Annotated in this window: 2 protein-coding genes; one reads left to right on the top strand and one right to left on the bottom strand. The window is 68.1% G+C overall.

The window, feature by feature from the left end:
* Positions 1 to 14 precede the first annotated feature (14 nt).
* Positions 15 to 844 (top strand): IS5 family transposase gene (locus tag IE325_RS45810; protein ID WP_373315368.1). Its coding sequence is split into 2 segments (ribosomal slippage): positions 15 to 369 and positions 369 to 844, totalling 831 coding nucleotides; the frame shifts between segments, so codons are not numbered across the junction.
* Here IE325_RS45810 and IE325_RS45805 read toward each other — a convergent pair.
* Positions 810 to 1106, bottom strand: a complete 297-nt coding sequence (locus IE325_RS45805) for a DUF2750 domain-containing protein (RefSeq protein ID WP_229912572.1) — start codon at positions 1104 to 1106, stop codon at positions 810 to 812. The two genes, IE325_RS45810 and IE325_RS45805, sit on opposite strands and share 35 nt — an antisense overlap.
* Positions 1107 to 1152: the final 46 nt, after the last annotated feature.

Raw genomic sequence — 1152 nt, 5'->3', positions numbered from 1 at the left:
GCGTTCAGCCCGGTATGGGGGCGTCGCCTTGGATCGTGCCGGATGAGTTGTGGGGCAGCTTGGAGCCGCTGCTACCGAAGCGGCCGAGGCGGTTTAGGTATCCAGGGCGGAAGCCGTTGCCGGACCGGGAGGTCTTGTGCGGGATCTTGTACGTCCTGCACACCGGTATCCAGTGGGAACACCTCCCTCAGGAGCTCGGGTTCGGCTCGGGGATGACGTGCTGGCGCCGGCTCCGCGACTGGAACGAGGCGGGCGTGTGGCAGCGGCTGCACGAAGTGCTCCTGGCCGAACTGAACGCGGCCGCGCGACTGGACTGGTCGAGGTGCGTGGTCGACTCGTCGCACGTTCGGGCGTTAAAAGGGGGCTCCACACGGGGCCTTCGCCGGTCGACCGAGGGCGGGCCGGCTCGAAACACCACGTGATCACCGACGGCCACGGCACCCCGCTCGCCGTCCTGCTGACCGGCGGCAACCGTAACGACGTCACTCAGCTCCTGCCGCTGCTCGACGCCGTCCCGCCGGTGCGCGGCAGGGTCGGACATCCCCGCCGCAGGCCCGACTCCCTGTTCGCCGACCGCGGCTACGATCACGACGCCTACCGCGACCAGGTCCGCGCCCGCGGCATCGTTCCTGCCATCGCCCGACGCGGAACCCTGCACGGGACCGGCCTGGGCACCTACCGGTGGGTGGTCGAGCGAACCATCGCCTGGCTACATGGCTTCCGCCGGCTCCGCATCCGCTGGGAAAGACGAGCCGACATCCACGAAGCCTTCCTCAAGCTCGCCTGCTGCCTGATCACCCACCGACAACTCAGGTCACTGTGTGAGCCGCAGATAGCCGGTTGAGAACTTCGTTGGGGGTGAAGCTCCAGCCGACCAAGCGCGGCCCGCTCCAGTTGATGCCGATCACGAGTCCATCCCGGGCGGCATCGGGCAGTACGCAATCGCACCAGGTGTCCAATGGCATGGACTCAACGCGGAGCCCATGCCCCCAGATCTTTGCTGCCCTCCGGGCGCGGGGCGAGGTCGACCAGAAGGGAAGACTTCGCGTGCCGTCCGCAGTGAGGTGAGTCGGGCTTCCGTCGTCGTCCCGGACAAGCCAGACCACGCCGCTTTGGCGGACGTCTCGGAAGAATGCCGCCGCTTGCGAACCG

Origin of the sequence: Streptomyces lanatus, assembly GCF_014655715.1 — a bacterium.
In the GTDB taxonomy this organism is placed as follows: domain Bacteria; phylum Actinomycetota; class Actinomycetes; order Streptomycetales; family Streptomycetaceae; genus Streptomyces; species Streptomyces lanatus.
This window is presented reverse-complemented; position numbering and strand designations above follow the sequence as displayed.